This is a genomic window from Alistipes sp. An54 (assembly GCF_002159375.1).
Taxonomy (GTDB): Bacteria; Bacteroidota; Bacteroidia; order Bacteroidales; family Rikenellaceae; genus Alistipes; species Alistipes megaguti.
The window spans coordinates 318,838-344,780 of record NZ_NFIA01000001.1 but is presented as its reverse complement, the minus strand read 5'-3'; the positions used below and the strand labels follow the sequence as shown (position 1 = coordinate 344,780).

The window sequence follows — 25,943 nt, the reverse complement described above, 5'->3', positions numbered from 1 at the left end:
ATGGCAACCCCTCGCGAGCAGTTGGCACAGTTCGCCGCCGGATCAAAAAAACTCGACGCCCTGTGCCGCGAATACCGGAAACGGAGCACCACCGTCCATCTCCAGGAGTTGGTCGGCGGGGCTCTGTCGTTTTATGCGGCAGCGGCCATAGCCCGCTGCGGCGGCGTGCACCTCTTCGTGGCCGAGGACCGCGATGCGGCCGCCTATCTGCTCAATGACTTCTACAACCTGCTCGACGAAGAGCGGGTCTGCTTCTTTCCGTCGTCGTACAAGCACTCGGCGGCCAACGGCGCCGAGGATGCCCAGGGGGTGGTGCAGCGCACGGCCACGATGAATGCCCTGCGGGCCTTCGGCGGCGCAAAGGGGGAGTATCTGGTGGTCTGCACCTATCCCGAGGCGCTGGCCGAACGGGTGGCCGATGCCGAGGTGCTGCAGCGCAAGACGATTGCGGTGCGGGTCGGAGCCCGGATTTCGATCGAGGTGCTCGAACAGGAGCTCGTCGACGGGGGCTTTACCCGCGTCGACTTTGTCTACGAACCGGGCCAGTATTCGCTGCGCGGCGGCATCGTCGACGTCTTCTCCTACTCGGAGAGCAAACCCTACCGTCTGGATTTCTTCGGCGACGAGGTCGACTCGATCCGGCGGTTCAACATCTCGAGCCAGCTGTCGGCCGACAAGCTCGACCGCGTGGAGATCATCCCTGACCTGAACAGCGGCGAGACGGCTGCGGCACGGGTTTCGCTGGCGCGTTTTGCGGGGGCCGATGCGGCGTGGTGGTTCTACGACGCGGATTTCGTGCTGCGCCGGGTGAACGACGTGCGGCGCAAGACGCTGGGCGATCTGGAAGAGCCCGGGCTGATCGACCGGCTGCTGACGAGCCGCAACGGCCTGCTGGAGGATCTGCAGCAGAACCGGCTGTTCGTCCTGCGCGACAACCTGCCCGAACGGCCCGTGACGTCGGGTGTGAAGTTCTCGACCTCGCCGCAGCCGAAGTTCAACAAGAACTTCGAGTTGCTGGCCGACGACATGATCCGCAACGCGCTGCGGGGTTACGAGACGTGGATCCTTTCGGAAAACCGGGCGCAGGTCGAACGCCTCGAGAACATCTTCCACCAGATCGGCCGCGGACAGGCCGTCGTGCGGTCGCTGGCCGTGACGCTGCACGAGGGTTTCGTGGACAACGATCTGAAACTCTGCCTCTATACCGACCACCAGATCTTCGACCGCTATCAGCGCTACCGGATCAACGGCGAGATCCGCCGCGACGAGCAGATGACCGTGGCGGAGCTGAACCAGCTGCGTCCGGGCGACTACGTGGTCCACATCGACCACGGCGTGGGTCGTTTCGACGGACTGGTGAAGATCAACGAGGGGGGCAAGACCCACGAGGCGATCAAGCTGGTCTACAAGGATGGCGACGTGCTGTTCGTCAACGTCCACTCGCTGCACCGCATCTCGCGCTACAAGTCGGGCGACGGCGAGCCGCCGAAGATCTACAAGCTGGGGACCGGCGCCTGGCAGAAGCTGAAGAATGCCACGAAGAAGGCTGTCAAGGACATTTCGCGCCAGCTGATCGCCCTCTACGCCAAGCGCAAGGCCTCGAAGGGCTTTGCCTTCTCGCCGGACAGCTACCTGCAGCATGAGCTGGAGGCTTCGTTCCTCTGGGAGGATACGCCCGACCAGCAGGCGGCCACCGAGGCCGTCAAGCGTGACATGGAGTCCGACCAGCCGATGGACCGGCTGGTGTGCGGCGACGTGGGCTTCGGCAAGACCGAGGTGGCCATCCGTGCGGCCTTCAAGGCGGCGTGCGACGGCAAGCAGGTGGCCGTGCTGGTGCCGACGACGATCCTGGCGCTGCAGCACTACCGCTCGTTCAGCGAGCGGCTGCGCGACTTCCCGGTGCGGGTCGAGTATCTCAACCGTACGAAATCCGCCAAGGAGGTCCGGCAGATCTGCGCCGATCTGGCCTCGGGGAAGATCGACATCCTGATCGGCACGCACAAGATGCTGGGCAAACAGGTCGTTTTCCACGATCTGGGGCTGCTGATCATCGACGAGGAGCAGAAGTTCGGCGTGGCGGCCAAGGAGAAACTCACGGAGATGAGCGTCTCGGTCGATACGCTGACGCTGACGGCGACGCCCATCCCGCGTACGCTGCAGTTCTCGCTCATGGGTTCGCGCGACCTGTCGGTCATCTCGACGCCGCCGCCCAACCGACAGCCGATCATCACCGAATCGCACGTCTTCTCGGAGGAGATCATCCGCGACGCCATCGAGACGGAGCTTGCGCGCGGCGGCCAGGTCTACTTCGTCCACAACCGTGTGGAGGATCTGCCGACGCTGCAGGGGATGATCACGCGCCTCTGCCCGAAGGCCCGCGTCGGGGTGGGACACGGCAAGATGCCGGCCGAACAGCTCGAGAAGCTCATCATGGACTTCATCTACGGGGAGTTCGACGTGCTGCTGTCGACGACCATCGTCGAGAACGGCATCGACATCCCGAACGCCAATACGATCATCGTCAACAACGCCCAGCACTTCGGACTGAGCGACCTGCACCAGCTGCGCGGCCGCGTGGGACGTTCGAACCAGAAGGCCTACTGCTACCTGCTCACCCCGCCGGACGAGCTGCTGACGCCTGATGCACGGCGCCGTCTGCGGGCCATCGAGGAGTTCTCGGACCTAGGTTCGGGCTTCAATATCGCCATGCAGGACCTTGACATCCGCGGTGCGGGCAACCTGCTGGGAGCCGAACAGAGCGGCTTCATCGCCGATATCGGCTTCGAAACCTACCAGAAGATCATGAACGAGGCGATTGCCGAACTGCGCGCCGAGGGACTCCAGATGCCCGATCTGGGCCAGGAGGAGCAGCAGGTCGTCGGCCGCATGAACTTCATCGACGACGCCCACATCGACATCGAGGTCGAGGCGTCGCTGCCGGACGACTACGTTTCGCAGCAGGCCGAGCGTCTGAAGCTCTATCGCGAGCTGGACTCGACGAAGGACGAAGCGGCGCTCGAGGCCTTCGAGAGCCGGCTGGTGGACCGCTTCGGACCGCTGCCGCGTGCCGCGCGTGAGCTGCTGAATGTCGTGCGGCTGCGCTGGGAGGCCATCCGCCTGGGCATGGAGCGTGTCAAGGTCAAGAACGGCCTGATGATCGTGCAGTTCGTGGGCGAAGAGAATTCACCTTATTATAAAAGCGAAACCTTCATGACGCTGCTGCAGCGGGTGACGCAACATCCCGACCGTTTTGTGCTCAAGCAGCACAATAATCGGCTGGCGATGACCGTTAGGAATATCAAAGACGTGGAGGACGCATACAAAACCTTGCAAGAGCTTTGAATCTGCTTGTGGACATAGGCAATTCGCTGGTCAAGCTCGCCGCGTTCGACGGGGGACGGCTCATTGCCCAGACCAGTACGCGATACCTTCAGCCGTCGGTTTTCGAGGAGATCCTGCCGGGACACCGGGCCGAACGCGCCATCGTGGAGTCGACACGGGGCGATGCCGACGAGATCCTCTCACAGGTGCACGAACACGCGGATTACGTGCTGGAATTCACGCCTCAGACGCCGGTTCCGATCGCCAACGCCTACCGTACGCCCGAGACACTGGGCCGCGACCGGCTGGCGGCCGCCGTGGGTGCCACGGTGCTCTATCCGGGTCGCAACGTGCTGATCGTCGACTTCGGGACAGCCGTAACGATCGACCTGGTGACGGCTGACGCCACCTTCCGCGGCGGGTGTATTTCGCCGGGCATGCGGACCCGTTTCCGGGCGCTGCACGACTATACGGCCAAGCTGCCTCTCTGTTCGGCGACCGGGAGCGAGGAGCTGCAGGGCCTCTCCACCGAGGAGGCCATCCGGCTGGGGGTGATGAACTCGCTGACCTTCGAAATCGAGGGCTATATGAGCCGGATGCGGGAAAAAATCGACGATTTGTGCGTAATTTTTACCGGAGGAGACGCGAAATACTTTGCGAAAAGAATTAAAAACACGATATTTGCAAATTGTAATCTGGTCTTTTGCGGATTGGATCGAATTTTAGAGTACAATGCCAGTGAAGAACACCTTGAGTAAGCTACTTGTCGCAGCAGCGGCGCTGTTCCCTGTTGCCGTCGCGGCCCAGACAAGCAGTATCAATGCCTTCTCGCCCTATACGATGTACGGAATCGGTGAGGTGAATACCCCCGGAACGCTCCCGATGCGGTCGATGGGCGGCGTGGGCGTGGCCATGCGTTCGACGGGCGTGGTGAATCTGCTCAATCCCGCGGGATTCAGCGCCGCCCCGCAGAAGACCTTCCTCTTCAACTTCGGTCTCGAGGGCCAGAACTACTACAATTCGCAGAAGGTCGCCGGCGAGGCGAAGAGCACGGTTTACAATACGTTCAATTTCCACGATATCGCCTTTCAGCTGCCGGTGGCCAAGCGGCTGGGCCTGGGCTTCAGCCTGACGCCCTACAGCTCGGTGGGCTACCGCACGAAATACTACCACGAGTACGACCCGACGGATCCCGTCTACGGCAACGTGGGCAACATCCAGTACAACTACCAGGGCGACGGCGACATCACGGAGGTGAAGGTCGGTCTGGGCTGGGAGGTCTTCAAGAACTTCTCGATAGGCGTGGCCGCCCAGTACTACTGGGGCTCGATCAACCGTTCGTTCGTGATGACCCCGACGGCCATCACCGGTGACGGGACCTACGTTTCGTCGGTGGGCAGCGACGTCTACAGCGTCTCGAGCATCAAGGGACAGGTGGGCGTACAGTGGAGCCCGATTCTGAATCAGAAGCGGATCCTGACCGTGGGCGCGGCGTTCGACTTCGGCGGCGACCTGAACCCGGAGGTGACCAAGAAGATCTACGTCGGCGACCTCTACAACACGACGGTCAAGGGCGATACGACGCATCTGAAGCTGGTGCTGCCGCATCAGTTGGCCGTGGGCCTCTATTACCAGACGGCCAAATGGGCCATGGGCGTGGATTACGTCTACCAGAACTGGGGCGGACGCAACATGGCTTCTGAAATGACGGGTATGAGCGGTACGGGCGAAAACCGTACGTCGTATCTGGTCGAGTATGTCAATACGAGTACGATCAAACTGGGCGTGGAGTTTACGCCCAACCGGTATGATATTCGAAATTTCCTGCGGCGGTGGTCCTACCGTGCGGGCTTCCGCTACGGGACCTACAACCAGTCCTTCAACGGCGAACGCCTCGGACAGTGGGCCGTGACGGCGGGCTTCGGTATTCCGGTGAAGTTGTGGGCCGTATCGTCGGTCGATGTGGGGGTTGAGTACGGACGCCGCGCCTACAACGTCGCCGAACGGCTGGGACTGGTCCGTCAGCAGTATTTCAAGATTGCGGTGGGCTTCACGCTCTTCGCCGGCCAGGAGAACGGCGAGTACTGGTTCATGCGGCCCAAGTACGATTAATCCCCGGACAAAGACTCCAAAAACGATAAAGGCAAACGACAATACAACAAAAATAATCTGACCAATGAAAAACGTAAAATTCCTGCTCACCGCTGCATGCTCGCTCTTCGCGTTCGCGGCGCTGGCTCAAGATTTCAGTGATCCGAAGTACGCGATCTGGGGTGATACGCCCGAGGAGCGTCAGCAGAACATTCTGAACAGCAACTTCCTCAAGGAGTCGTGCGACAACAAGGACTACAATGCCGCCGCCCACTATCTGAAAGAGCTGCTTGACAAGTGCCCGAAGGCCTCGGAGAATACCTTCGTGCGTGGAATTACGCTTTACAAGAACAAGATCAACCGCGCCAAATCGCTTGACGAGAAGAACATGTATGTCGACTCGCTGATGCTGATCTACGATCTGCGCAACAAGTATTTCGGCGACCATCCGAAGCGCGGTACGGCCTATATCCTCGACCGCAAGGCCCGTGAATATCTGACCTACAAGCCGAGCGACCGTGCCGGTATCCGTGAGGCCTTCCGCGAGGCCATTGCCGCCGGTGGCGACAACACCGATCCGGAGACTGTCGTGGCCTATTTCTCGAACCTCTGCGACGACTACAAGAATACGGACGAGGTGATGCCGGACGAGGTGCTTGCGGAGTACGAGCGTCTGGAGCCCTTCTTCGCAAAGCATCCCGAGGCTGCCGAGTACAAGGCGCAGTTCGATGCCGCGTTCGGACTGAGCGGTGCGGCCAGCTGCGACAACCTCGAGAAGCTCTACCGGGCGAAGATCGAGGCTGCACCCGACGACGAGGCCCTGCTGGCCCAGGCCGTGGGGATGATGTCGCGGGCCAAGTGCGACGGCGACTTCTACTTCACGATCGCCGAGAAGTACTATCAGATGAAGCCCTCGTCGGAGACGGCCATGTTCCTGGCCCAGGCCTTCCAGAACAAGGGTGACTATGCCAAGGCCATGACCTACCTGAACGAGGCGCTGGCCGTCGAGCAGAATCCGACCGAGCGTCAGAAACTCCTTGTGCGCATCGCTCTGGTGGGTCTGGTTGCCAACGATATTTCGGAGGCCGCTTCGGCCGCCCGTCAGGCCCGCGATCTGAATCCGGAGGATGGCGTACCCTATTTCGTGCTGGCACAGTGCTATGCTTCGTCGGCGGCCGCCTGCGGCGGATTCGCCGGTCAGGCTACCTTCTGGGCCGCCTACGACACGATGGCCAAGGCCGTCGAGCTGCTGCCGAGCGACTCGGAGTACCTCGAGCATGCCAAGACCTCGCTTTCGGCATTCCGCAGCCGCTTCCCCAACTCGGAGGAGTGCTTCTTCAACGAGCTGCAGGAGGGTGCCCGCTATACGGTGATCTGCGGTACGGCAGCCGGCGTCACGACGACGGTCCGCACCCGCTAATTCCGCTCCGGGAGCACGAAACGCATTTCCATGAGGAAACGCATCACTCGATACGCACAGGTAGCACTCTCCGTGGTGGGGAGTGCTATCTTGCTATTCTCGTGTTCGGGCGAGGCGCAGGATACGAAGTCGGCGGCCGAAGAGGCGATGATGACCGAATACAGCGAGGATCTGTCGATTATCAATTCGCAGAACGGACGGCGTTCGTACCATTTCGTCACGCCGCTGCTCGAGGGTTATACGCTGGCGCGGGAACCCTACCGGGAGTTCCGCAAGGGAATCAAGATCACGACCTACCAGGATGATTCGCTCTCGTCGGTCGATGCGGTGCTGACGGCCAACTATGCCATCTACTACCAGAATCGCGAACTGTGGGAGGCCAAGGGCAATGTCGTGGTGGAGAAGTCCGACGGCAAGACGCTCTATACGCAGCAGCTCTTCTGGAATGCGCGTACGGGGAAGATCTATTCGAACGTCGATTCGAAAATCGTGCAGAACAACGGTCGCGACGTCTTCATCGGCGAGGGATTCGAATCGGACGAGGAGTTCAAGGACTGGCGTTTCCGCAGGATGAAGGGACGCATGGAGGTGGAGATGAAGCAGCGTGCCGATTCGACATCGGCGGACTCTTCGGCGGTACGGCCTGCGGCCGGGCGTCCGGCTCCGACTCCGGTGAAGCCCGTTCCGGAGTCGAACCCCGTCCCATCGGCCAAACCGGCTCCGGCCGGCTCCGCAGTGGAGGCTCCGCGCCCCGTGCGAAACATCAAGGCCGAATGACTACACAGAAAAGTGGAAAGCTATGGTGCAATCGCTCATACTGATCGTGGTCATGCTGCTGCTGTCGGCCTTCTTCTCGGGGATGGAGATCGCCTTTACGAGCAAGAACCGGCTCAAGCTGGAGATCGACCGCAAGCAGAACCGGATGTTTGACCGCATAGCAGAGGTCTTCGCCCGCCATCCGGGGCAGTACATCACGACGATTCTGGTCGGCAACAACATTGCGCTGGTGGTCTATTCACTGGCCATGTCAATGCTCCTGCGGGAGCTCTATGCGGCCTTCGGGTGGGAGGAGCTGGCCCGCGAGGGGTCGGTGGCCATTGATACGGCCGTTTCGACGCTGATCATCATCTTTTTTGCGGAGTTCCTGCCCAAGTCGGTTTTCCGCAACGACCCGAATTTCTACTATCGGGCACTGGCTCCGGTGATCTACTTCTTCTACATCGTGCTCTATCCCATAGCCCGTTTCACGACGCTTTTGTCGCACGGAATTCTGTGGCTTATGGGGCGACGGGTCGAGGAGAAGAACATAGCTCCGGGTTTTGACCGCGAGGATCTGGCCTCGCTGCTCGAGGCCGGGGGGCAGGAGACCCACACCGAACCCGATGCCGAACTGAAACTCTTCCAGAATGCGCTGGATTTTGCCGACCTGCGGGTACGGGACTGCATGGTGCCGCGCGTGGATGTCGAGGCTGTGGATATCGACGAGACGACGATCGACCAGCTGGCCGACCGTTTCATCGAGACGAAGTATTCGCGTATCTTCGTCTGGCGGAAGTCGATCGACAACATCATCGGATATGTCAATTCGAAGAGTCTTTTCACGCGTCCGGAACAGATCTCGGATGTGATGATGGAGGTCAATTTCGTGCCGGAGACCATGCCGCTGCAACTCGTGCTGGAGAATTTCATCAAGCACCGGACGAACATTGCCGTGGTGATTGACGAGTTCGGCGGTACGGCGGGCATCATCTCGCTGGAGGACGTGCTGGAGCAGATCTTCGGCGAGATCGAGGACGAACACGATGTGCCGGATCTGGTCGAGAAACAGGTCGGACCGGACGAATATGTCCTCTCGTGCCGTCTGGAGGTGAAGTATCTCAACGAACGCTACGGTCTGGGCATCGAGGAGAGCCGCGAATACGATACGCTGGCGGGTTTCATCATCTACAATTACGAGGGGATTCCGGCCGCCGGCGAGACGATCGTCGTCGACGGTCTCCAGGTTCGGATTCTCCGCACGACGCGTTCCCGTCTCGAACTGGCGCGGGTGAAAAAATTGTAACGCATACAGGCCTCTATTTGCGAATATTTTACTACCTTTGGCTGATCTAACGAAACAATACGAATAATTAACATTTATATGGCAAGTTTAAACACCTTACGTACCAAGTTCGGCGTCGTGCTTTCGATCATCATCGCATTCGCCCTCTTGGCCTTTATCCTCTCCCTGAAGACCGAAATGGGCTTCTCGGGCAATGATCCCCGTGTCGGCGTGATCGACGGCGAGAAGATCAACTATTCGGAGTATTACGACCAGTACGAGCAGATCAAGGCTCAGAACAACGTGCAGGAGAGCGACGAACAGCAGTCGGCCATGCTGGCCAACGCCGTCTGGCAGTCGCTGATCGCCAAGTATGTCTACACGCCGGGTTTCGAGCGTCTGGGACTGCGTGTGACCGAGTCCGAGCGTATGGCCATGGCCAGCGGTCAGCAGCCTTCGCAGACCTTCTACAACGCCTTCACCGATCCGCGTACGGGACAGTACAGCGTAGATGCCATCAACCAGTTCCTGGCCCAGGCCGAGACCAATCCGCAGGCTGCCCAGATGTGGTCGCAGCTCAACGAACAGGCCTGCATGGAGCGTGAGATGCAAAAGTTCTTCGGGCTGATCAAGGGAGGTGTTTACGTCAATTCGCTGGAGGTGGCTCAGGGTGTCAAGGGCGCCAACGAGACCTTCTCGGGCAAGTGGATCGGCAAGAAGTTCGCTTCGGTGCCCGATTCGCTGGTGTCGGTTTCGTCGAGCGACCTGAAGGCCTACTACAACAGCCACAAGGATCAGTTCAAACAGACGCCGTCGCGGACGCTGTCGTATGTCGTGTTCGAGGTTTCGCCTACGGATGACGACCTGCTGGCTCTGGAGAAGAACGCTGCGGAGGTGGGCAGGAATTTTGCCGTCGCCGAGGATGTGAAGGCCTTCGTGCGGGGCAATCGCAACGGACATGTTGCCGAGAATTACGTAACCGCCGCCCAGCTTTCCGATGAGGAGGCCAAGGCTCTGATGGCCGGTGAGATGTACGGACCGGTGCTGAAGAACAACGAGTGGACGATGGCCCGTGTGCTGGAGTCGAAAGTGGCTCCCGACTCGATCGGTATCCGCCACATCGTGCTGCCCTATACGCAGGAGGCGCTGGCCGACAGCTTGCTGACGGTGGCCCGTCAGGGCGGTGATTTTGCCGCGTTGGCTTCGCAGTACTCGGTCTATGACGCTACGGCCGCCAATGGCGGAGACGTAGGGGTGCTTCCCTTCTCGTCCTTTACGGGTGAATTCGTCGAGAAACTGGCCGGCGTGAAGACGGGTGATATCTTCAAGATCGCCTCGGGCGACGCCATCCAGCTGATGCAGATCTACCGTACCGGCAAACCCACGAAGCATCTCCAGGTGGCATCGATCACCTATCCGGTGGAGGCTTCGGCAGCAACGCGCCGTGACATCCACAACCAGGCCGGATCGTTCATGGTCAATGCCAAGGGGTCATCGGAGGCCTTTGCCGATGCCGCTTCGGAGGCTGCCGTGACGCCGCGTGTGGCTACGCTGACTCAGGGCGATCGGACGATCCGCGGTCTGGACGACTCGCGTGACGTGGCCCGCTGGGCATACGGTGCCAAGAAGGGCGATGTTTCGGAGATCTTCTCCGTAGGCAAGGATTACGTGATTGCCATGCTGACCGATATTGACGACGATGATTATGCTTCGCTGCAGAAGGTTGCGGCTCAGGTTCGGGCCCAGGTGCTGCGCGACAAGAAGTACGACTATATCCTCAACGAGCTTTCGGGCTCGACGCTCGACGAGCAGGCCAAGAGCCTCGGCTCGGAGGTCGGCGACTTCTCGGGTGTGGCTTACGGAGCATTCTATATCGACGGCATCGGTGTTGAGCCGCGTCTGGTTGGCGCGATTGCCTCTTCGGAGAAGGGTGCCTTGTCGGCACCTGTGAAGGGCCTGTCGGGTCTCTATATCTTCCAGGTGGATGATATCCAGACCTCGGAGAAGCAGACCGCCGAAGGTGAGAAGGTTCGTGCACAGGCAATGGCCGAAGGAATGGCCCAGCAGTTTGCTCTGCCGGCCGTTCAGCAGATGGCCGATATTCAGGATCTGCGCGGCAAGTACTTCTAACTGCCTGGACCGCAGAAGCCCGGGGCTGTAAAGGGGCTGCGGTAAATGGTCCGGTAACCGGGGGTGCAGTAACCGGGGCTGTAGTAATCGGGTCGCTGAAACCGGGGTGCATAAATGGTACGGTAACCGGGGCTGTAGTTATTGGGTCGCTGAAACCGGGGTGCATAAATAGTACGGTAGCGGAGGCAGTAACCGGGTCGCTGGAAACGGGCAGTAACCGGAGCCATAGTAGCTAAGACTGCCGTAAACAATACGGTAATCGGGGCGTGGTAACCGTGCAGTACCCCGAGAACTCAAATAACCGGAGAAAGGCGGGTGCGAAATCCTGTCGCTCGGTGATCCCTGAGTGGTTGGTTTGCGGGAAGAGGCATTGCCTCTTCCCGCTCTTTTATTGCCTGTATTCCAGGTATCTTTCCCGTTTCAACTATGCATCCTCGGTCCGTACCTTGACTCCTGCCACCGACGCCCTTTGTTCCTGCCACCAATGCGTTTACTCCTGTCTCGGATGTGCTCTGCACCCGTTGCCTCACCCCTATGGCCTTCTCGTCCTGCCTACAGGCGGCAGATCTCTTTTCCGGCCGCCTTTACGGACCGTTCCCGTTTGGACAGACTCTTTCCCGACCGGTTCTATGCCCGGTTGTCTGCGCGTCGCATCGTTCGGCTGCGTGGCGCCTTTCTTACGTAATCTTGCGAAAATTTGTTATCTTTGTAACAACAAACCCTCTTTTGTTATGAACAATTTCATCTATCAGAATCCGACCAAACTGGTCTTCGGCAAGGGGCAGATTGCCCGTCTTCCGGAACTCATCCCGGCCGACCGTCGTATCATGATCACCTTCGGCGGCGGAAGCGTTAAACGCAACGGCGTCTATGACCAGGTTGTCAAGGCCCTTGAAGGGCGTGATTTCATCGAATTCTGGGGAATCGAGGCCAATCCTTCGGTGGAGACGCTGCGCAAGGCCATCGCCCTTGGAAAGGAGAAGAAGGTTGACTTCCTGCTGGCTGTAGGCGGAGGATCGGTCATCGACGGTACGAAACTTGTCTCGGCGGGACTGCTCTACGATGGCGATGCTTGGGATCTCGTCCTCAAGGGCAGTTATTCGAAGACCGTGCCGCTGGCTACTGTTCTGACGATGGCCGCTACAGGCTCCGAGATGAACAGCGGTGCTGTCATTTCGCGCTACGAGACCAAGGAGAAATACGCCTTCTACAGCCACTATCCGGTCTTTTCGATTCTCGATCCCGAGACACTCTTCTCGCTTCCGAAGAGACAGATTGCCTGCGGACTGGCCGATACATTCGTGCATGTGCTCGAGCAGTATATGACCACGCCGGGTCAGTCGCTGTTGATGGACCGCTGGGCTGAGGGAATCCTCCATACGGTCGTAGAGACGGCTCCGAAGGCCCTCTCCGACGAGCGTGATTACGACACGATGTCCGAGTACATGCTCTCGGCGACGTTGGCTCTGAATGACATGATCCGCATGGGTGTGACGCAGGACTGGGCAACGCACATGATCGGCCACGAACTGACGGCCCTGCACGGGCTGACCCACGGTGCTACGCTGGCCATCGTCATCAACGGAACGCTGCGTGTGCTGCGCGACCAGAAGCACGGCAAGTTGTTGCAGTTTGGTGAGCGGATCTGGGGTATTACGGGCGGCAGCGATGAGGAGCGTATTGACCGGACACTGGTCCGTACCGAGGAGTTTTTCCGTTCGCTGGGACTCTCGACGCACCTCTCGGAGGAGGGGATCGGCCAGGAGACAATTGCCGAGGTCGAGCGCCGGTTCAATGCTTCGGGCGTCCACTACGGTGAGGCCGGGAACGTCGACGGAGCGATGGCCCGCCGCATCCTCGAGGCCTGCCTCTGACACCTCTTGTTCCTGATCCGATACCATCCCGTACGACCGCGAGTCGTGCGGGATTTTTTATCGGTGTTTCCCAAAAACACTTTCCGATTCGCCGAGCCGTCGTTCTCCTCACCGCCACAGTGGCGTCTTTCTCTGCACCAACCTTTCACGTGCCATCCTTCCCGGCGGCGTCCTTTCCCGCGTTAATCTACCCGGGAGTTTCTCTTCACAAATCCTCCCCACCTCACGAAAAATCCCCTCCGGCCGAGGGGCCGAAGGGGATCGGAAAGTCAATTCAGGGAGAAGTTACTCGCCCAGCAGGATCTCGAGGATCTTGATGGCAGCCGTGGCGATCGGCGTGCCGGGGCCGAAGATGGCGGCGGCACCGTCGCGGTAGAGCTCATCGTAATCCTGGTGAGGAATCACACCGCCGACGATGACGACGATATCCTCACGTCCGAGTTTCTTCAGCTCGGCGATGATCTGCGGCACGAGGGTGAGGTGACCGGCGGCCAGCGACGATACGCCCACTACGTGGACGTCGTTCTCGACGGCCTGCTTGGCAGCCTCCTCCGGAGTCTGGAACAGCGGACCCATGTCGACGTCGAAGCCGATGTCGGCATAACCCGTAGCAACGACCTTGGCACCGCGGTCGTGTCCGTCCTGGCCGAGCTTGGCGATCATGATACGCGGCTGACGGCCCTCTTTCTTGGCAAATTCGGCGCACAGCTCCTTGGCGTGCTCGAAGTTCTTGTCGTTTTTCACTTCCGAAGAGTAAACACCTGAGATGGAACGGATAACAGCTTTGTAGCGGCCTACGACAACCTCGCAGGCATCGGAGATCTCACCCAGCGTAGCGCGGACCTTGGCGGCCTCGACGGCCAGCTCGAGCAGGTTGCCCTGCTTGGTCTTCACGCACTCGGTGATGGCGGCCAGGGCCTTCTTCACGGCCTCGTTGTCACGCGTGGCGCGCAGCTCCTTCAGACGCTTGATCTGGCTTTCGCGCACGGCGGTGTTGTCCACAGCCAGGATGTCGATCGGGGCCTCCTTCTCCAGACGGTACTCGTTCAGACCGATAATCTTCTCCTCGCCGGAGTCGATACGGGCCTGCTTGCGGGCCGAAGCCTCCTCGATACGCATCTTCGGAATACCGGTCTCGATGGCCTTGGCCATACCGCCCAGCTTCTCGATCTCCTGGATGTGCTCCCAGGCCTTGTGCGCGATCTCGTTGGTGAGGGTCTCGACGTAGTAGGAACCTGCCCACGGATCGACCTCGCGGCAGATCGAGGTCTCCTCCTGGATGTAGATCTGCGTGTTGCGGGCGATACGTGCCGAGAAGTCGGTCGGCAGGGCGATGGCCTCGTCCAGGGCGTTGGTGTGCAGCGACTGGGTGTGTCCCAGGGCGGCGCCCATGGCCTCGATGGCCGTACGGGCCACGTTGTTGAACGGATCCTGCTCCGTGAGCGACCAGCCCGAAGTCTGCGAGTGGGTACGCAGGGCCAGCGACTTGGGGTTCTTCGGGTTGAACTGCTTGACGATCTTGGCCCACAGCATACGTGCGGCGCGCATCTTGGCGATCTCCATGAAATGATTCATGCCGATGGCCCAGAAGAACGACAGACGCGGTGCGAAGGCGTCGATCGACATGCCGGCATTGATACCGGCGCGCAGATACTCCAGACCGTCGGCCAGCGTGTAGGCCAACTCGATGTCAGCCGTAGCACCGGCCTCCTGCATGTGGTAGCCCGAGATCGAGATCGAGTTGAACTTCGGCATGTTCTTCGACGTATACTCGAAGATGTCGGCGATGATCCGCATCGAGAACTCGGGGGGATAGATATAGGTGTTGCGCACCATGAACTCCTTGAGGATGTCGTTCTGGATCGTACCCGAGAGCTGATCCAGCGTGCAACCCTGTTCGAGACCCGTGACGATGTAGAAGGCCAGAATGGGCAGCACGGCGCCATTCATGGTCATCGACACGGACATCTTGTCCAGCGGAATGCCGTTGAAGAGGACCTTCATGTCCTCGACGGAGCAGATCGAGACACCGGCCTTGCCGACGTCGCCTACGACACGCGGGTGATCGGCGTCATAGCCGCGGTGCGTAGCCAGGTCGAAGGCCACCGACAGACCCTTCTGACCGGCGGCGAGGTTGCGGCGGTAGAAGGCGTTGGACTCCTCGGCGGTCGAGAATCCGGCGTACTGACGGATCGTCCACGGACGCATCACGTACATCGTCGAATAGGGACCGCGCAGGAACGGTGCGATACCGGCGGCATAGTTCAGGTGCTCCATGCCTTCGAGGTCTTCGGCCGTATAGGTTCCCTTGACGGGAATGCGCTCGGCCGTAAGCCACGGCTCCACCTGACCGCAGCCTTTCGAGGCGCAGCAGCTCTTCTGCTGGGCGCCTTCGTATTTGAGTTCTGAAAATTTAGCTCTCATCGTTAGATTCCCATCTCTTTAAGGTAAAACTTCAGCGTTTCGAGGACATTGGACTTCACGTTGATGAAGTTCTTGATGCCCTTCTCCTCGAGTTCGGGCATGCAGGCCGGGGCACCGGCAACCACCAGGATGGCCTTGCCGCCGAGCAGTTCCTTGACTTTCGGGGCAACCTCGGCGTAGTCGTCGTCCGAAGCGCAGACCACGACGATTTCGGCTTTCGACTCGAGAGCGGCCTTGACGCCCTCCTCCACCGATTTGAAGAAGGTGTTGTCAATTACGCGGATACCGGCGCAGCCGAAGAAGTTGCACGAGAACTGGGCGCGGGCGCGGGCCATGGCCAGGCTGCCGCAGGTGAGCATGAAGGCCTTGGGCTGCTTGCCCGAGCGGTCGACGTGCAGACGCATGGCCTCGAAAGCCATGGCGCCGCGGTAGGGAGCCAGCGTGTTGCCTTCGGCCATGTGGCGCGTAACGGCCTCCTGGGTGATCTCCTTTCCGGCGACCTCCGTGAAGTTGGGGTACTGGTTGGCGCCCAGCAGGATCTGGCGGCGCGTAGCGATGGCCTTGTCCTTGGCTGCGGCCGAGGCCTCGATGCGCTCCTTGATGTAGCCGGCCTTGTAGGCTTCGGTATAACCGCCCTTCTCCTCGAGTTCGAGGAAGAGCTTCCAGGCCTCGTTGGCGATCGACTGGGTGAGGTTCTCGACGTAGTACGAACCGCCGGCCGGGTCAACGACCTGGTCGAAGTGGGCCTCGTGCTTGAGCAGCAGTTCGACGTTGCGGGCGATGCGCTTCGAGAATTCGGTAGGATCCTCGAACGAGGCGTCGAACGGCGTAACCTCGAGCGAGTGAACGCCGGCGATAGCGGCGGACATGGCCTCGGTCGTACCGCGGAGCATGTTGACATAGGGGTCGTAAACCGTCTGGTTCCAGTCGGCCGTGCGGGCGTGGATCATCATCTTGCCGGCGCACTCCTTGGCGGGGTTGTATCCCTTGACGATGTTGGCCCAGAGCATGCGGGCGGCGCGGAACTTGGCGATCTCCATGAAGTAGTTCGACGTGACGGCGAACGAGAAGCGGAGCTTGCGGGCTGCGGTGTCGGCATCCAGACCGGCGTCGGTCAGACGGGCCATGTAGTCGTTGCCGGCCGAGAGGGCGAAGGCGAGCTCCTCGACGATCGTCGAACCGGAGTTGGCGAAGATGCCGGCCGAGACGGTGACGATGCGGATATGCTTGTATTCACGGGTGCGCTCGATGAGCGACTTGATCTTGGCGAAGCACTTTTCGCCGTTGGGCGAGCAGAAGTCGCCCTTCTGGGAGAGACCCTTGACGATGGGGTCGATGCAGAAGGCGACGTTGGCCTCGGCGGCGATGCCCTCCTTTTCGAGTTTGTCGATCACCAGGCCGGCGATGCGACCGGTGTGCATGCCGCAGAAGGTGATCTCGATGGCCGGGATGTGGATTTCGGCGAGCAGCTGATCGAGGTCAGCGGCCGAGAAGTCCTCCCTGGCGATGGAGAAGCCCAGCGAGTCGACGCCCGAGTTGAGGAGCTTGAGCGCCTCGGCGTTGGCCTCCTTGGGGCACTTGACCTCGATGGTCTGATGCACGTGCCAGTGGTTGTTGGCGCGCGTACCTCTCACGTAGGGGAACTCGCCTGCCTGCGAGCCCAGGAACCGGATGCCCTCGAGGTTTTCGGCACGGTAGTAGGGGCGGACGTTGAATCCCTCGCCCGTACGCCATACCAGTTTACGCTCGTAATCGGCACCTTTCAGGTCGGCTGCGATCGCCGCTTCCCATACTTCGGTCGGGACCGGGGGGAACTCGGTGAACAGCTTTTCACGTTTGGTATTTGCCATAACTGTTTAGAGATTAGTATGAGTGTTCTTGCTCTTAGTTTCAAATTTGCACGTAAAGGTACGAAATAATTGGGGATTTGTAACAAGAAATTGTTAACAAAATAACATCACAATTGTCTCCTTATTAAATAGAGTTATGTTGCCGAAGGGGGAGGATCGGTCTTGCATCGGTGGGGGAGGAGCTTGATTGAGGAGCTTAATGGTTGAATAATGTTCTTTATATCCTCGAATTCGAGAAAAAATCAAAAAGTGCTGATTTTGGCTGTTTGTCGATTTTTTGAGGCTGTTTTTCGGAAAACTGCCCTCAAAAAACGAGTATTGCTCTGAAAAATGGGGTTATTTTCCGGAAAAATGCCTTAAAAAATGCAATTTTCTCGAAAAAATACATTTTTTGAAAAATAACGTAACGGAAATATTTTTACATTTGCATCCAGAACAACCGATATACCGGAGCGGGAGAATGCCCGGGTTAGTTAGGTCGGTGATTTCTGCCGGGAGGCAGTGGTCCGGAAAATTTCAGGTTAGGTTTTAGTTTGCAATTATCGCGTCTTTCTTCCGCTCCGTTTTTTTGAGAAAACCCATTTAAACAGATAGGTATATGTCATCATTGCTCAGATTCAAAATGGTCGATGCGGCGATCAACCATACCGCCGTTGAGGTGAAGGCCCCGGAGGGCCGTCCCTCGGACTACTTCGGAGAGAAGGTCTTCGGACGTGCCGCCATGCGCAAGTACCTCGACAAGCGGACCTACGCCGCTCTGCTCGACACGATGGAGAACCGCACGCCGCTGACGCGTGAGGTCGCCGACAGCATTGCCGCCGGTATGCGGCAGTGGGCCCTGGAGCACGGCGCCGACCACTATACGCACTGGTTCCAGCCGCTGACGGGCGGTACGGCCGAGAAACACGATGCCTTCGCCGAGCCCGACGGCAACGGAGGCGTACTGGAGGAGTTCTCCGGCAAACTGCTCGTGCAGCAGGAGCCCGATGCCTCGTCGTTCCCCAACGGAGGTATCCGCAATACGTTCGAGGCCCGCGGCTATTCGGCCTGGGATCCCACCTCGCCGGCCTTCATCGTCGACACGACGCTCTGCATCCCGACCGTCTTCATCGCCTATACGGGCGAGGCGCTCGATTACAAGGTGCCCCTGTTGCGTTCGCTGACGGCCGTCGGAACGGCTGCCACGGAGGTCTGCCACTACTTTGACAAGAATGTCGAGAAGGTCTTCTCGTATCTGGGCTGGGAGCAGGAGTATTTCCTCGTCGACGAGAGCCTGTGGGCCGTTCGTCCCGATCTGGTGCTGACGGGCCGCACGCTGATGGGCCACGAGTCGGCCAAGAACCAGCAGCTCGAAGACCACTATTTCGGCGCCATTCCGGCCCGTGTGATGGCCTTCATGAAGGATCTCGAGTATGAGTGCCTGAAGCTGGGTATTCCGGTCAAGACGCGTCATAACGAGGTGGCTCCCAATCAGTTCGAGCTGGCTCCGGTCTACGAGGAGGTCAACCTGGCCAACGACCACAACCAGCTGCTGATGACCATCATGGACAAGATTGCCCGCCGTCACCAGTTCCGCGTGCTGCTGCACGAGAAGCCCTTCAAGGGAATCAACGGTTCGGGCAAGCACAACAACTGGTCGCTCGGCACCGATACGGGTGTCAACCTGCTGGGGCCTGGCAAGACGGCCGGTGAGAATCTGCAGTTCATCACTTTTCTGGTGAATGCCATTTCGGCCGTCTACAAGCACAACGGACTGTTGAAGGCTTCGATCATGAGCGCCACGAATGCCCACCGTCTGGGCGCCAACGAGGCACCCCCGGCCATCATCTCGACCTTCCTCGGAACGCAGGTTTCGGCCGTGCTGGACAAGCTGGAGGCCTCGAAGAGCGACGACGCCATCCGTTTCGATGCGAAGAACGTCTTCAAGATGAGCGGCATTTCGCACATCCCGACGCTGCTGATCGACAATACCGACCGTAACCGCACCTCGCCGTTCGCCTTCACGGGTAACCGCTTCGAGTTCCGTGCCGTAGGTTCGTCGGACAACTGCGCCGAGGCGATGATTGTCCTCAATACGGCCATGGCCAACGAACTGACGGAGTTCAAGAAGAAGGTTGACGCCAAGATCGAAGGCGGCATGAAGAAGGAGAAGGCTATCTACGAGGTGCTCAAGGAGATGATCAAGGCCTGCAAGGCGATCCGCTTCGACGGCAACGGCTACTCGGACGAATGGAAGGAGGAGGCCGCCCGCCGCGGTCTGGACTGCGAGACCTCAACGCCCCTGATCTTCGACCGCTACCTGGATGCCGAGAGTCTGAAGATGTTCGCCGACATGGGTGTCTTCTCGAAGGTTGAACTCGAGGCCCGCACCGAGGTGAAGTGGGAGACCTATACGAAGAAGATCCAGATCGAGGGACGTGTGCTGGGCGACCTGGCGATGAACCACATCGTGCCGATCGCTTCGAAATACGAGGCCGAACTGCTGGACAAGGTCTACAAGATGTCGCAGATCCCGGGTCTGAATGCGGAACCGGACATCCGTCTGATCAAGAAGATTCAGGACCATACGGCCGAGATTCAGCGTCTGACGGGCGAGATGATCGACGCCCGCAAGGTGGCCAACAAGATCGAGGATCAGCGCGAAAAGGCGATTGCCTACCACGACACGGTATCGGTCTATTTCGATCAGATTCGTCGCCACATCGACAAATTGGAGGAGATCGTCGACGATCAGATCTGGCCGCTTCCGAAATATCGCGAACTGCTGTTCATCCGGTAATTTGCCGCAGATGGATTTTGGATCGGGTCCGGTGCTTGCACCGGGCCCTTTTTTGTGGCCGCGCGGGGACCGTGCGAAAAAGAGGCCGGCGGTGTGATGCGATGGGGACGGTGTGAAACGGTGAAGGCGGTACAAGGTGGCGGCGGGCCGTGCACAAAAAAAGGAGGGTGCAATGCCCTCCCCCCCCCGGATAAAAAAGAGGGGGGGGATGATTTTTTTCTCCCCCCCCCTGTCTCGTTGCCGAGTGCTTAATCCTGGTCGCGGTACATGTGCTCGACGTAAATGGCGTGCTGCATCGCCTCGCGCTTGGCCACCGAAGGTTTGGTGAAGTACTGGCGACGACGGAGCTCCTTGAGGACACCCGTACGCTCGTATTTACGTTTGAACTTCTTCAGGGCGCGCTCGATGTTTTCGCCCTCTTTTACCGGCATGATGATCATAGTATTCTGTGTTTTTTTGTTGTTGTAATCGTTTTTGGTCCGGCCGTTGCCGTTCCGTGTCTGTTGGTTCTGCGGGGGACGTATCCTCGATGCGTTTTTTTTTTTTCCCCCCCCCTCCCCGATGGGTTGTCTACTTGTCGGCTGATCCGCTGTGCGACCCGAATTGCAGATAGGGAGCCAGCCGTGCTGCCTCCTCGCGGGTCAATATGTTCTGTTCGATCAATTCTTCAGCGGTACTCCAACCTCCTTTCAACTGTCTTTGCTTGAGTAGTCTTCTCAACGTCTGCGGTGCGATGTAGGGATGGCGTCCCAACGTTTTCGGACTTGCAAAGTTAATATCAATTTTCCGAATTTTGCAACTGTCGCAGTAAATTTGTTTCAAAATTTTTTCGTAATTGCTCTCCGTGACTCCCGGAACCTCTGCGAGTTGCTCGACACGGACGAATCCGCCGAGGCGTTCGCGGTAGCGCATGATGGTTTCGACGGTGCGCGAGCCGATCCCCACGACGGAGCGCAGCGTGGCCGAATCGGCCGAATTGATCTCGATGGGTTCTTCGATGGGCGGGGCCTTCCGTTCGGGGAAGATGACGTAGGGCTCCAGCGCCTCGGCGACCGAATCGCTGACGACGAAGCATTCGCGCAGCTCCTCCATGTCGTAGATGCCGTGCAGATCGCGCCAGCGGATGAACGTCTCGGCCTGCCGTTTCGACAGGGCGCCGATGGCCCTCAGGTAGCGGGCCGAGACGGTGTCAATGCGGAAGGGGACGGGAGCCAGCGGTTCGGGGAGAATGCGCCCGCTGCGGAACTCCTGCGGGGCGATGGCGTATTTGCGGCCGATGCGGATCCAGGGGCGGAGCCGGCGGTAGAGCGAGTCGTTGATCCCGTAGCAGAGGGTCAGATCCTCGGGGATGCGGAAGACCTTGCCGGCGGCGCGGTACTTGAGCAGGCTTACGGCCTCGTATTTCGAGAGTCCGAGAGCGAGCAGCTCGTCGAACGAGGCCGTGTTGGGATCGAAGTGGCGCATGACGATGCTGTCGGTCGTCTGCTGCCGTTTCTCGTATTCGCGTTCGATGCGCCGGGCGGCCTCCGGATCGGCCTTCGGGCGGATCAGCACCACGGCCGCAATGACGAGGACGGCCAGCGGCAGAAAGACGGCTACGGCGCGGATCTCACGTTCGGAAAAGAATCTGGGCATGTTTGTCTCTTTTTATCGGGATTTCAGCTCTTCGATCGCGCGTTTGACCGATCCCCATCGGAGCAGTGCCCCGCGTGCCTCCTCTTCCGGAAGGCCGGTGGTTTGGGCGACCATGCGGGTTCCGCGGTCGACGAGCTTGTTGTTCGTGAGCTGCATGTTGACCATGCGGTTTCCCTCGACCCGCCCCAGGCGGATCATCACCGTGGTCGACAGCATGTTGAGCATCATTTTCTGTGCCGTTCCGGCCTTCATGCGGGTCGAGCCGGTGACGAATTCGGGCCCGACGACCGCTTCCAGCGCGTAGTCGGCCTCGGCGGCGACGGGCGAGCGAGGGTTGCAGACGACGGCTCCGGTCAGCAGGCCGTGACGCCGCGCCTCGCGAAGTCCGCCGATGACGTAGGGGGTGGTTCCCGAGGCGGCGATGCCGACGAGCGCATCGTCGGCCGTGGGGTGGTAGGGGGTCATGTCGCGCCAGGCGCCCTGCAGGTCGTCTTCGGCGTGCTCGACGGCGCGGCGCAGGGCTCCGTCGCCTCCGGCGATCAGCCCGATCACCCGATCGAACGGTATGCCGAACGTCGGCGGCAGCTCCGAGGCATCGGTTACGCCGAGACGCCCGCTCGTCCCGGCGCCGATGTAGAAGAGCCTCCCGCCGCGGCGCATCCGTTCGACGATGCGCTCGACGAGCTGCTCCATCGTGGGGATGGCCTTCCGTACGGCCTCATGCACGTGGGCATCCTCGCGGTTGATGGCGACCAGCAGGTCGTGGGTCGACATCTCCGGCAGGTTATCGTATTCCGAACTCTGTTCCGTAATTCGCTTCTCCATGGTGATAGCGGATGAGCCCTTCTGCGGGCGATTCGACAATGGTTCCGACGCGAAGACCCTCGTCGGCGAGCGCCTCGCGCAGCGGTTGCTCGAAATGGGCGGCGATGCCTCCGAGACACGCGACGGTGAGCCCTGCGGGGTAGCGTTTGAGGTTTCGGCGGGCAAACTCGCGGAATGTCTGGCTGACCATTTCCCGTATCTCGGGACACTCCATCCGGCTGTGGACAAAGGGGGCCAGCGAGGCGAGGAAACGGTTGGCCGAGGGTTCGCGGTAGACGCGGCTGATGATCTCCTCGTAGGTGAGGCGGCTCTCGGCCAGGAACTCTTCGCGCAGCGGAATGTGCCCCTTGAAGAGTCCGTTGAGCAGGGCACGCCCAAGGGCCGAGCCGCTTCCTTCGTCGCCGAGGATGTATCCGAGCGGGGGCACCTGGTTCAGGATCACTCCGTTGCGACAATGGCAGGAGTTCGATCCGGTTCCGAGGATGCAGGCGATTCCCTCGCCGTCTCCCCACAGGGCGCGGGCCGCGGCGGTCAGATCCGATTCGATCGTGATGTCGGAGATGCCGAAGCGTCGCTCCAGCTCGCGGCGGAGGCGTTGCGAGGCCTCCGGAAACGAGGCGCCGCAACCGGCGCCGTAGAAGCGGATGCCGTGCAGCGCCCCGAAGTCGGGCAGCTCGTCGAGGATGCTGCGGATCTGCACGTCGGAGTACTGTACGGCATTGATTCCGTGCGTGCGTATCTCGTACGTGCGGAGGCCGTCATCGGCAATCCACGTGCATTTGGTCGAACCGCTGTCTGCAAGAAGTATCATCGTTCGTTGGAATTCGGGCCGTAAATATCCCCGCCCGGTCCTGCAAGCGACCTTTCGGGGGCTTTTCCGCTCCTCCGTCCATCGAACAAAGATACATATATTCCATGGATTCCGGAAGAAAATGCGAAATAACTAAATTTTTTAGTTGAATAACTATAAAATATAGTTGCATGTGAATATTTTTTAGTTACCTTTGTGAAGAGGGCGGAACGGAATTGCCCGCCAACGAAACGAAGGATTGAAAAAAACAACGACCATGGAACGCTTGACACGACGTGAAGAGGAGCTGATGCACTGCTTCTGGGCCCACGGGCCGCTTTTCGTCCGGGAGCTGGTCGACCTGGCCCCCGAACCCAAACCGCACTTCAATACCTTGTCGACGATGGTCCGCGCCCTGGAGGCGAAGGGCTACGTCGGCCACCGGACATTCGGCAACACCTATCAGTATTACCCGCAGGTGAGCGAAGCGGAGTTTTCGCGACGCACGTTGGGTGGCGTGATCGACCGCTATTTCGGCCGTTCATACCTGGGGGCCGTTTCGGCGCTGGTCGAGGAGGAGAAGATCTCGGTCGAGGAGCTGCGCGAACTGATCGACCGCATCGAACGACAAAATCCGAAACAGCCATGAGCTACGCACTTCTGATCTACAGCCTCAAGGTCGGGGCGTGTCTGGCGGTATTCTACCTCTTTTTCCGGTTGCTGCTGAGCCGTGAGACTTTCCACGCTTTCAACCGTCTCGTTCTGTTGGGCGGAGTGGCCGTATCGTTTCTGCTGCCGTTGTGCGTGATCACCGTATGGCGGGAGTTGCCGCCGCTGCCGGCCGATTGGTTCACCGGGACGCTCCCCGCAGCGGAGACTCCGCAGACGCCTGGGGCGTTTGACTGGCGGAAGCTGTCGGGTGGGATTTATGCCGCCGGAGTTGTCGTAACCCTGTTGCGGATTTTGTGGTCGCTGGCTGCCGTGCGGCGGCTGATCCGTCGGGGACGCTGCGAACGACTCGATGACGGTACGATTCTCGTCCATGAGACGGAGGGCATGACACCCTTCAGCTGGGGGCATTGGGTGGTTGTTTCGGAGGAGGATCTGACCGGAGACGGCGCTGCGATTCTGGCCCACGAACGGGCCCATGTGCGTCTGCACCACACGGCAGACCTGCTTCTGATCGACCTGGCCGGCTGTCTGCAGTGGTTCAATCCGGCCGTCTGGCTGCTGCGGCGCGAACTGCGCACGATCCACGAATACGAAGCCGACGAAGCCGTGCTCCGCAGCGGAGTTGATCTGCGGAGCTACCAGCTGCTGCTGGTCCGCAGGGCTGCCGGCGGAAGAGAACTCCCGATTGCCAACCATTTCAACCCCGGTAAACTTAAAAAACGTATTGCCATGATGTTGCAAAAGAGATCGTCGCGGCGGGCTCGGGCACGCATCCTGCTGCTCCTGCCGCTTGTGGGTCTGGCATTGGGCGCCTTTGCCCGGACCCGTTATGTCATTCCGGATGAAAAAGAGACGAAAGAAGTCCGGACAGTCCGCATCGAAGGGTCGCGGATCTCAACCTCGGGGATCGAGGGACATCCGCTGATTCTGGTCGATGGCGAGCGCGTCGGTTCACTCGACTCGATCCCTCCCGGGCAGATTGTTTCGGTGACCGTCCGCAAGGACTCGCTGGCCCGGGCGACCTATGGTGAGGAGGCCCGTGACGGCGTGATCCTCGTCACGCTCCGCAAGTCCGGCAAAGAGGCTACGGGAGCTGCGGCCGACAGTCTTGCCGGCGCCCATACGTGGATAGAGAGCTCGTCCGACGGCACGACACGCCGGATCACGCTTTCGGGATCGCCGTCGACCCTCTCCGGCTCGACCTCCGCATCCGAAGGCCAACCGACGGTTCTCGTCGACGGCAAACCCTTCCACGGGGATCTCAACACCCTCTCGCCGGATCGGATCGCTCGCATAACGGTCTACAAGGGGGCGAATGTTCCGGAGGAGTATCGCCGGTACGTCGGCACCGGGACTCAGGACCTGATCGTCATCGAGATCAAATCCTCGGAGCCGTACAGCTTCGACGACGGCTACTTCCGGAGTGATGCCTGGAAGCGGGCGCAGAAGCGGTTGTCCGATCTGGAGAACTACTTCGAGAGCGATGCCTGGCAGGAGGCGCAGAAGCGCCTCTCCGAACTGGACGCGGATGACGCGGAGTGGAAGGAGGTCCAGAAGCGTCTCTCCGAACTGAATCCCGACAATGCGGAGTGGAAGGAGGCCCAGAAACGCCTCTCCGAGCTCGGAACCTATTTCCAGAGTGACGAGTGGCAGGAGGCGCAGCGCAGATTGCGTCAACTTCCCGATCGGATGCTGCCTCCTTCGGAGAGCGCTGCTCCCGGGACGGAGCCCGATTCCCGGGTTTCGTACAATACGATTGTCGGCGGTCGCGGCGGCATGGTGGTTACGGGTCCGGAGGTGATGTCGAAGAGCTGTACCGAAGAGGGCCGTTCGGTCTCGATTGCCCGCGGTCGTGTGACGGCCGACTTCTCGGAGATCGACGAGGCGGATTACCGCATCGAGATCGACGGCCGTCCTGCTACGATGGCCGATCTCGAAAGGATCGAACCCGGCAAGATCCGGCGTGTGGAGTCGACCTCGCCGGATGCGGCTTCCAACCGGAAGGGCCTTTTGCGGGTGCGGACCCGCAAGTGACGGTTGCCCGGAGAAACAAGGAGGGGGCGGAGAGATCCGTTCCCCTCGTTTTTTTGC

17 protein-coding genes are annotated in these 25,943 nt (G+C 59.9%); 11 read left to right on the top strand and 6 right to left on the bottom strand.

The features are described from left to right. From mfd to B5G09_RS01255, 8 genes are all read left to right on the top strand, one after another. Entirely contained in the window at positions 1–3,342 is a 3,342-nt protein-coding gene (gene mfd / locus B5G09_RS01290) for a transcription-repair coupling factor (protein ID WP_087403696.1), read from the top strand. Continuing rightward, positions 3,339–4,079, top strand: a complete 741-nt coding sequence (locus B5G09_RS01285; protein WP_087309476.1) for a type III pantothenate kinase — start codon at positions 3,339–3,341, stop codon at positions 4,077–4,079. Before mfd ends, B5G09_RS01285 begins: the two co-directional genes overlap by 4 nt. Beyond that, entirely contained in the window at positions 4,054–5,433 is a 1,380-nt protein-coding gene (locus B5G09_RS01280; RefSeq protein ID WP_206384396.1) for a hypothetical protein, read from the top strand. Before B5G09_RS01285 ends, B5G09_RS01280 begins: the two co-directional genes overlap by 26 nt. Before the next feature lie 64 nt (positions 5,434–5,497). Continuing rightward, complete coding sequence (locus B5G09_RS01275) at positions 5,498–6,832, top strand: enzyme of heme biosynthesis (RefSeq protein ID WP_087403694.1); 1,335 nt, start codon at positions 5,498–5,500, stop codon at positions 6,830–6,832. Between the two features lie 30 nt (positions 6,833–6,862). Then, positions 6,863–7,609 carry an LPS export ABC transporter periplasmic protein LptC gene (gene lptC, locus B5G09_RS01270; RefSeq protein WP_087403693.1) on the top strand — a complete coding sequence of 249 codons (747 nt, stop codon included), beginning with the start codon at positions 6,863–6,865 and terminating at the stop codon, positions 7,607–7,609. A 22-nt stretch (positions 7,610–7,631) separates the two neighbouring features. Continuing rightward, complete coding sequence (locus B5G09_RS01265) at positions 7,632–8,894, top strand: hemolysin family protein (RefSeq protein ID WP_087309480.1); 1,263 nt, start codon at positions 7,632–7,634, stop codon at positions 8,892–8,894. A gap of 78 nt (positions 8,895–8,972) precedes the next feature. Continuing rightward, positions 8,973–11,003 carry a peptidylprolyl isomerase gene (locus B5G09_RS01260; protein WP_087403692.1) on the top strand — a complete coding sequence of 677 codons (2,031 nt, stop codon included), beginning with the start codon at positions 8,973–8,975 and terminating at the stop codon, positions 11,001–11,003. A gap of 731 nt (positions 11,004–11,734) precedes the next feature. After that, on the top strand, positions 11,735–12,877 hold the full coding sequence (locus B5G09_RS01255; RefSeq protein ID WP_087403691.1) for an iron-containing alcohol dehydrogenase: 1,143 nt from the start codon (positions 11,735–11,737) through the stop codon (positions 12,875–12,877). Between the two features lie 285 nt (positions 12,878–13,162). Here the strand turns inward: B5G09_RS01255 and scpA are convergent, their stop codons facing one another. Together scpA and B5G09_RS01245 are read right to left on the bottom strand one after the other, a co-directional pair. Then, a complete protein-coding gene (scpA, locus tag B5G09_RS01250) occupies positions 13,163–15,301 on the bottom strand; it encodes a methylmalonyl-CoA mutase (RefSeq protein WP_087309483.1) in 2,139 nt (712 codons plus the stop codon). Between the two features lie 2 nt (positions 15,302–15,303). Then, positions 15,304–17,151, bottom strand: a complete 1,848-nt coding sequence (locus B5G09_RS01245; protein ID WP_087309484.1) for a methylmalonyl-CoA mutase family protein — start codon at positions 17,149–17,151, stop codon at positions 15,304–15,306. A 622-nt stretch (positions 17,152–17,773) separates the two neighbouring features. Between B5G09_RS01245 and B5G09_RS01240 the strand changes: the two genes are divergently transcribed. Continuing rightward, positions 17,774–19,930 (top strand): glutamine synthetase III, encoded by a 2,157-nt coding sequence (locus tag B5G09_RS01240; protein WP_087309485.1) that lies wholly within the window; start codon positions 17,774–17,776, stop codon positions 19,928–19,930. Between the two features lie 248 nt (positions 19,931–20,178). Here the strand turns inward: B5G09_RS01240 and rpsU are convergent, their stop codons facing one another. The 4 genes from rpsU to B5G09_RS01220 all read right to left on the bottom strand — a co-directional run bounded on the left by rpsU (position 20,179) and on the right by B5G09_RS01220 (position 23,201). After that, positions 20,179–20,370 carry a 30S ribosomal protein S21 gene (gene rpsU / locus B5G09_RS01235; protein WP_087309486.1) on the bottom strand — a complete coding sequence of 64 codons (192 nt, stop codon included), beginning with the start codon at positions 20,368–20,370 and terminating at the stop codon, positions 20,179–20,181. A 130-nt stretch (positions 20,371–20,500) separates the two neighbouring features. Further along, positions 20,501–21,565, bottom strand: a complete 1,065-nt coding sequence (locus B5G09_RS01230; RefSeq protein WP_087309487.1) for a helix-hairpin-helix domain-containing protein — start codon at positions 21,563–21,565, stop codon at positions 20,501–20,503. 12 nt (positions 21,566–21,577) lie between these two features. Next, positions 21,578–22,390 (bottom strand): N-acetylmuramic acid 6-phosphate etherase, encoded by an 813-nt coding sequence (locus B5G09_RS01225; RefSeq protein WP_087403690.1) that lies wholly within the window; start codon positions 22,388–22,390, stop codon positions 21,578–21,580. Beyond that, the gene (locus B5G09_RS01220) at positions 22,350–23,201 is read right to left on the bottom strand and encodes an ATPase (protein WP_087403689.1); all 852 of its coding nucleotides are present in this window, start codon (positions 23,199–23,201) and stop codon (positions 22,350–22,352) included. Before B5G09_RS01220 ends, B5G09_RS01225 begins: the two co-directional genes overlap by 41 nt. Positions 23,202–23,457: 256 nt before the next feature. Between B5G09_RS01220 and B5G09_RS01215 the strand changes: the two genes are divergently transcribed. Continuing rightward, positions 23,458–23,829 carry a BlaI/MecI/CopY family transcriptional regulator gene (locus tag B5G09_RS01215; RefSeq protein ID WP_087403688.1) on the top strand — a complete coding sequence of 124 codons (372 nt, stop codon included), beginning with the start codon at positions 23,458–23,460 and terminating at the stop codon, positions 23,827–23,829. Further along, positions 23,826–25,886, top strand: coding sequence for a M56 family metallopeptidase (locus B5G09_RS01210; RefSeq protein WP_087403687.1), 2,061 nt, complete (start codon positions 23,826–23,828; stop codon positions 25,884–25,886). The genes B5G09_RS01215 and B5G09_RS01210 overlap by 4 nt, the downstream gene beginning before the upstream one ends. Positions 25,887–25,943 lie beyond the last annotated feature (57 nt).